Origin of the sequence: Trichocoleus sp. DQ-A3 (assembly GCF_039961975.1) — a bacterium.
Taxonomy (GTDB): Bacteria; Cyanobacteriota; Cyanobacteriia; order Cyanobacteriales; family FACHB-T130; genus FACHB-T130.
Window position 1 is genome coordinate 1 of record NZ_JAMPKC010000057.1, and the last position, 7,341, is coordinate 7,341.

Sequence of the window (7,341 nt, forward strand, 5' to 3'; positions counted from 1 at the left end):
AGCTCCGTATACGGCATACCAACTCCCCAGTGTCTTGATGCTGATCTACTCCCTTATTGTGCAATCTCGATTATGAACTGGCACACTACTTGACCATTCATGCAGGAGGTCTAATAGAGCGAAAAGCCAGTTCAGCGAGAGATTTTAGCTTCGTCTACCCGGAGTTACCGCAAGCGTTACCCAAGTGGCGTTTCCACAGGGCGGAATGCTTGTCTATCTGGTGCTGACAAAAGAAAGTTACCGCTTGCCGAACCCAAGTGGCGTTTCCACAGGTTTGAGGTCTTCAACTCCATAATTGATTCGCTTATTTTCCCCGTCTGGTTGCACCTCGTAGTAGCCGAAATCTGTCACCTTCCTGACCGTGCCTAGCTTTCCGATATAAGGCGATAAAGGACTCCAAGAACTTGGGTCAATACAGACCCGCGAACCCACTCGGAGTAAGGACCTCACCTTGAGGGTTTTAATGCGTCGTTGCTGCTGCGGGTCTAGAAGCTTCCAGGCTTCATTCTTGTAAGCCTCATATAAAGAAACCGCATTCTCTATCTCGGCCCAAGTCTGACACTGCAATAGTAAGTTAGCCAATTGCAACGCTGGAGTTTCCTCAGCAGCATCAGATGTGGTGTCTGATGCTGCTGACTCTAAGTTGGCTAACTGTCCCTCTAGGGTTTCCTCGCCGGTGACAAACACAGTGTCCAATGCTCGTGACTCTTCAGAACCCTTATCTAATAAAAGGTTGAACCTCGGTGTCACCTGAGGAGTTCCCCATTGTTCATGATTAGATTGGATTGTCACTACTAATTCAGATATTGGATCTCCTTTATAAATTAAAGAAGATTCGTCACTTAAGCTAGAAACCTTAGCTGGCAAAACTTGTGACCCGTCACCCACTCCATTACGCAATCCGTCATCTTCCGAGCGACCGCCAGAATTCTCATCCGTCACCCGCTGCATCAACAAAAAGTCATGGGTTGGAATCTCTTGATCCCACTCAGTCCGCAGCCTCAATCCCTGAATAAACTTCCCGATTTTCGTTACCTTGCGCGACACCTCCCAACCCAAGACACTCCGACACAACTCCAATAAATCTGGGCTGAAATTCTTATTGGCTTTGGGAGAAGTACCAGATTGTTTGCAGTGCAAGCAATACGACCCGTACAAAGTCCGAGGAGCGCCGTTGAATCCCTCCTCCTTATCGTTACCAACCGGAGTCACCGCCAAAACATCGTAAATTACCCAGTCATTGACCCAAGCAGCAATCGAATCAACACGGGCGCGGTTTTCCCAAAATTCCAACGTGCATTCTGGGATATCCACCAGCCCCATCAGCACCTTAGTGACATGGGCATCCGAAAGACTTAAAACATGATTGGTAAAAGCATCTAACTCGCCACTGAACTCAGCATTCAGGTCGCGACGCGAGCGGGTGGAGACCGGATTATTGCAAGGTACCGTAATTACCCGTCGTGCTATCCGCGAGGCAGCATCTCCAGTGAAAATCGGAAGATTCGATAAAACCAGCGTCAAGCCGTCATATTGATACTGGAAGCCTTTTTTCCCCTTCTCTTCAGCGCGTATCCAATCATCACCCGTCAAAGAGAGAAACTTACCGAGTTTCCCAGTCTGCTTATCTTCATCCCAGAACACGACTAAACGCTTCTTATAAGCGTTAGCAGCTTCAAATCGATTCCCACACCAATCTTCCAAAGTCGTGCTGTAGATGTTGTCAGAGCCGATTAAATCGGTCAGCAGCCGTCCAAAGGTTCCCTTACCCGTTCCCCCCAGACCAATCAAGTGCAGGAACTTGTGCAGGTCTTTGCGTCCTTTTAAGACCGCATTGCAAAAACACAGTAAGGTTTCCTTAATCGCTGTATTCCCGTTGGAAAGATGGTCAAGAAACGCTTCAATCCGGCTCCAATTGCTGCCATTGGGGTCGTGGTCGCGGGGTAACTGCCAGGTGAGGTGATAACCTGGCGAGTGAGGTAGGAGCTTACCTGTAGATACTTCCAGAACCCCGTTGCGGAAAGGGAGCAGTTCTTTCGGGGAGGGTTCCACCCATTTGCGTTTGATCAGCAAAACCCGCAGGCTCTTCACCACGTTGGTGACATAGCTATAGGTACCATAACCTCGGATTCCTTTGGAATCCAAAATTTTGGCGACAATCGACTCCATATATTCATTCGTCTCGATAGACCAGATACCGGGATTGTCAGCTTCATAGCGCATCCAATAACCGATTTCATCGTTGAAGGCGAGTTGTTCGCGGTATTCTGCGGCGATTTCATGAGCCACCAGATCTGCTGGGGGAATCTTTCCGGTTCTTTGACGCTGATTGTCAGCATTGCGGTATCCGTGAAACTGCTGTTCCAGTTTCTTGAGCCATTCACTATAAGGTGTAGCGTTATTCACAACTTCGTCCCATTTCTCTTGACCATGAGCCACGATGAAATCATCGCAACCCTTTCCTAGTTGTAAGTCCCAAGTGACAATGCGGACAATTGCTTTGGCAATATTAAGCAGATGACCCAAGAACTTGAGGGCGGATTGGACTTCGGACTTGACCACAATATCCGCGTCAAATGCCAAGTCAACCGGGCGTCCTGCGGTAACGAAAGGCTGTAAGGTCGGTATCAAAGTCCGTTTCTTTTGCTGACCGTTCCAGACCCCAGTTAGAGCGATTCCGACATAACCGCCGGAAAGCAAGCAAGCAGCTTTTTTAACGCCCTCGGTGATGGTAATCGGGATTTCCGGGTGTTCTAGTACCCAAGTCCAGAAACCAAGGGCTTCACCCAAATCATTGATTTCAATCTGATGAGGCATAGTCACCCCATAACGGCAAGCGACCAGATGCCAAGCGCTCAAGGAAATTCGCAGGAAGATAGCTTCTGAGACAGCGCCTTTGGGGAAACTGAAATATTTTTGCGGTTTATCCGAATCGGGAAATTGAATCGGTTCGTTGGGTTTGAACTGCCCGAAATTTCGGTCAGCGCCGGTTATCGGGTCAATTCCTCGAACGTACCAGCCAGCTGTGCCACCGTAGGCTTTCCAGGAGAGTAGCTGAGCAATTTTGGTTGGGTTATCCAGACTTTTGAGGTTGAGGCCAGCGATTTCATCCAAGGTTCCGCTGCCGTTGACCCATTCTTCCCGGTGAGCTGGGAAAGATTCGACTGAAGAAAAAGATTTGTTTCCAGATGTTGGCGCAACCATAAAAACCTCCAAAAGTATATGTAGTGCGCGATGGAGGCTCTGGAGCGAGGATTTACTGATTCTTTGAATCAACTTGAGCAAAAAAAGTTGAAAATTTTTGACAAGTTTGGAGCCAGATTCAGTAAAATGTAATTGCCACGGTCTAGCTCCCCACGATTAATTTCGTGGTTAGCCTTCATCGCGCATTCTCAGTTGGTGGTATCGTTGGCAAACTTTCGCACCTTCTGAGTTAGGAAAAAATTCCTAGCCCGTGGCAAATATTTAGTTGTTGATCAATAGCGCTCTTGAAGAGTGCTTTTCTTGAAAGTTGAAGTCACTTCCGGGTTGACTTCTCAGAACGCGGTCGTCCTGGAAGCATTCGATGCCAAGTCAACTTGCGAGGCCTGAAAGAATTATAAGCGGGCAGGTTGAACTCGCACGCGAAATTGATAAAGATTTTTCTTCATTTTTGGGAAAATCCTAATTTCTGTAGTGCATAAGCACATTCGGTTAAGTTTATTGAAGTTGTCAGCGTGCGATCGCTCCCGCCCGCTCTAGGTCTGTTTTAGATTCCAATAACGATTCCGATTTACCTTGTGCGATCGCTCTCGCCCGCTCTGGGTCTGTTTTAGAAAGTCCAATAAAGATTCCGATTCACCTTGTGCGATCGCTCTTGCCCGCTCTGGGTCTGTTTTAGATTCCAATAAAGATTCCGATTTACCTTGTGCGATCGCTCTCGCCCGCTCTAGGTCTGTTTTAGAAAGTCCAATAACGCTCCCCACCTTGAGCGATCGCTTAAGGTGAGTAAAGTTGCTGTGCAAAGTGCGGCGGTACGCTATAACCCAGAAGCGAGCCTGCCACATTGATTGATTCGGGTAAATAATACCAGTTAGGGAAACGTTGAAGCCGCGCTGCTGCTTCCACTGTTAATCTCTTAACCGTGCCATCTGAACACCACAAATCAATAAACCGGCTGCGAACCCCTTGCCTCTGGTCTGTAAAGATGGCTCTCTTAATCGTCCAGATTGGCTCCGTGGGTTCTCTCAGTTTCGGTAAAGCGTTCCTAAACCCAATGCGCTCAATCAAGAGAGCTGGAATCCCCGGACAAATCGCCAGCTTCTCCTCAAGTACCTTCTGTTGATTTGGGAGAAGTTGAGACTCAGGCAGCGATGGGATTAAATCTTTAACAAACTCATACCAGCCCACCCGGCTTTGCCCCGGTGGTAGCCCTGGCGCTTTTCCTCTTGCGGCTTTGACAATCAATCGCTTTCGAGACTGAGGAACCCCATAATCTGCCGCATCCAGCACCGCGGCGGTTATCTGATATCCCAACGCTACAAGCTCATCCTGAATAAGAAGCCATGATTTGGATTGTCTATATCCTGATACGTTCTCCAGCGTGAAACATTTGGGCTGCAATACCCGTATCGCAGTGGCTACAGCAGTTGCCGCTTCCAAATCTACTGATTGCTCGGTACCGTTTCCCAGCGCCTTACTAAAGTTTGAGCAGACCGGAGAAGCGTGCAGATAATCCGGCTGGGGGAATCCGGGAAAACCAGCCGCAGCGAGTTCTTGAACCGTTTGTTGAACGACCTGAGTGCCATAGGGTTTAAAGTTCAGCGATAACGAAGCAGCAAGTGCGGCAGAGAGTTCGGTTCGACTGGGGTCGCATTCCACGCTCAAGACAGGTCTAACACCAGCCATGACCATGCCAGCTTCTACCCCACCGCCTCCAGCAAACAGTACAACAGCCGTTGGAGCATCATCCGGTAGGGTGGGAGCATGACCTAAATATTTGAGTACCTTTTGGCGTTTTTGACCGTCAGCGGTTTTATAAGTTTCGACCAGGTAACGGTAAGGTTGGCCTTTAATAATTTTAGTTCGGATAAACATGGCCAGAGTGCCTAACTCTAGGACTATGTTAGGCATTCTACTTATCAGTTTGGTTCGGGTCAATCAACTGGAGTGCCTAACTCTAGGGTTATGTTAGGCACTCTATACAACGGATGCCGATTTAACAGAAACATAGTTCCAGCTCTTGGATGGGATTTAGATGTCGCAAAACTGAAATTCCGCTTGACGGGACTGAAAGGTCATTAAAATCATCCGCCAGTTAAGCGGAAATAAGCGTGAGACAATAGCTTTTTAGAAAGCAATTTCAAGACAGAGTGAGAGAGAGGTTTGTGTTTTCGAGAAGAGCTACTAGCACTCATTCACATCACTGCTCCCATCAGAAGTGGACAATCCTTGGGTATTGGATAAATAGCTTTCATTGATAGAGAATGGCTACAACCCACAGGAGTCTAAGCGATAAAAAAATGAATTCATAAAAGGTTGTCTAGTTGGCTCTGATGGAGCTAATTCAATATGTATCACAACAGAGGGAAGATGTCCCAATGGTGCTTCATCTAGATGAAAAGTGAGATTATTATAACCACTGAAGGTTGGGTAATAGTAACTGCAATTACTTCTATTACCGGAACCACACACCCATTCTAAGAGTTGTATCTATTAGAGTGGGTTGCTTCGGAATATTAACGGTGAACTCGGTTATTCTGTTGACTTCTGCGACGGTTGCGGTGACGGTAAAATTTCTTTCGTCTTCTCGAAGGAAGTAGAAGGTTGAAGGTCAGCGCTCACATGAAATTCTTCAAGATCTGCACTTCTAGCAAACTCTTCAATCAGTGTTGAAATGCTACATCGTTCCGCTTTAGCTTTAGCTTCAAGCAAGGCTTTTCCAGTGGGAGTAATTGTCAGGTTTAATCTTTCTTTTAGCTCATCGTAAATTAATCCTTTCCCCGCTGGCACTGCTTTCCTTTATGGCTTGGCTTTTTTCGGTACTCTGGCCTAATACTACTCTTTCTAATCTTTACCATCGGTTACTCCAGTTTATACGCACGAACCAAATCGCAAAATTTATTTTCTAATACCAGCGTAAAAGGCGTTCTATAAGGAGGCTTGAAAAATTCTATCTGTTCTAACCCTTGCCATACATAGGCTTTGTTTATGTGCATGAATAGAGAATTTTCAGCCTTCTATAACTATAGAAGGGGTTTATAGAAGGTTTTTGTCAAACTTAAAGCTTAATTACTTCAATTTTTGCAAGACTTTGTTGTTAGCTTTGGCTTCTTGATTAAGCGCTTTAATCAAGTTCATTTTTAAAATAACCGCCTAAAAAGCTTTCCCAGCAAGCTTTTTATAAAACTGATTGACAAGTAAACTATTAAAAATTAATAGAGGTTTCAGTAATTCAAGCATAATCTAGAGGAGCCTTGACATCAATTTGGTATAGTCCATTATTGCGTAAACAGGGGTGCCGTATATGCTACTGACTCTTTTTTGTTCTGTAATCAGGAGAAGGCAGGCTTGAGTATGCATTAGCGAAAATGATATCTAATAATTTTTTCGTTAATGCGTATGAACAAAAACACCTAAATAAGGCAAAAGCATGGACAATAGAACACCGCTTTTTGGGATTCCAACGAATGTATTGGAAGCCGTTGATGCATATAGACATCTGAACGATTCCAATGATTTTTCCTTAATTCAGAGTAGCTTATTTCGGTTTACGATTCCAGCCCTTTCTGGAGTAATGCCTCAAGGAAAACGGCTCACGGCAAACGAAATTTTAACCATTCGTCAATTTCTCGCGACTCTGCCTCTTTCCAAACTCTCTGAGTTCCGGAAGGCGCAGGAAAAAACCTTTAAACTGCTCCAAACCCCAGCGGACCAACAGTCTAAGCCAAGAAGCTACCTGAACAAGTTGTTGAATTGGGTTGATGAGCAAAATTGGCTAGTTACTGGGTCACTAAATGAAAGCAGTGAAACGCAAGTCTACAGGTTTTACTTCAAAGGGAAGGGGGTGATGAAGCGGAAGAAATTAACTAACCGACCAGCCGATACGCTAAATAAGTTTGCTCTAAGCTTTAATGTAAAAGATTACTCCCCCGAATCCAGTGAGGAATCGGAGAGCATTAAGCAAGCCCTTGCCAAAATATTTGAAGAAATTCAAGTCTTTGAGAATTGGATGAAAGCACGTGGCTATAAGGAATCTAGCCGAAAAATCCGCCGCGAACATGCCAAAAGATTTTTAGGGTGGCTATACCGGGCTAAACAAATTCCTTTGAAAAATTTATCTTTAAGCTCGCTAATTACAGT

Annotated in this window: 5 protein-coding genes; 1 reads left to right on the forward strand and 4 read right to left on the reverse strand. The window is 45.7% G+C overall.

The features are described 5' to 3' along the window. Nucleotides 1-237: 237 nt before the first annotated feature. The 4 genes from NDI44_RS28660 to NDI44_RS28675 all read right to left on the reverse strand — a co-directional run bounded on the left by NDI44_RS28660 (nucleotide 238) and on the right by NDI44_RS28675 (nucleotide 5,991). The gene (locus NDI44_RS28660) at nucleotides 238-3,204 is read right to left on the reverse strand and encodes a DUF3854 domain-containing protein (protein WP_190416157.1); all 2,967 of its coding nucleotides are present in this window, start codon (nucleotides 3,202-3,204) and stop codon (nucleotides 238-240) included. 533 nt (nucleotides 3,205-3,737) lie between these two features. After that, on the reverse strand, nucleotides 3,738-4,004 hold the full coding sequence (locus tag NDI44_RS28665) for a hypothetical protein (RefSeq protein ID WP_190416158.1): 267 nt from the start codon (nucleotides 4,002-4,004) through the stop codon (nucleotides 3,738-3,740). After that, nucleotides 3,979-5,076 carry a DNA cytosine methyltransferase gene (locus NDI44_RS28670; protein WP_190416159.1) on the reverse strand — a complete coding sequence of 366 codons (1,098 nt, stop codon included), beginning with the start codon at nucleotides 5,074-5,076 and terminating at the stop codon, nucleotides 3,979-3,981. The genes NDI44_RS28665 and NDI44_RS28670 overlap by 26 nt, the downstream gene beginning before the upstream one ends. 657 nt (nucleotides 5,077-5,733) lie before the next feature. Further along, the gene (locus NDI44_RS28675) at nucleotides 5,734-5,991 is read right to left on the reverse strand and encodes a hypothetical protein (protein WP_190416160.1); all 258 of its coding nucleotides are present in this window, start codon (nucleotides 5,989-5,991) and stop codon (nucleotides 5,734-5,736) included. Nucleotides 5,992-6,631: 640 nt separating this feature from the next. Here NDI44_RS28675 and NDI44_RS28680 point away from each other — a divergent pair. Further along, nucleotides 6,632-7,341: hypothetical protein (locus tag NDI44_RS28680; RefSeq protein WP_190416161.1), on the forward strand; the 710-nt coding region annotated here is incomplete at its 3' end.

Excerpts from the sequence above, each read along its gene's own strand:
- NDI44_RS28660 (WP_190416157.1), bottom strand. The coding sequence starts at position 3,204 with ATGGTTGCGCCAACATCTGGAAACAAATCTTTTTCTTCAGTCGAATCT.
- NDI44_RS28670 (WP_190416159.1), bottom strand. The coding sequence starts at position 5,076 with ATGTTTATCCGAACTAAAATTATTAAAGGCCAACCTTACCGTTACCTG.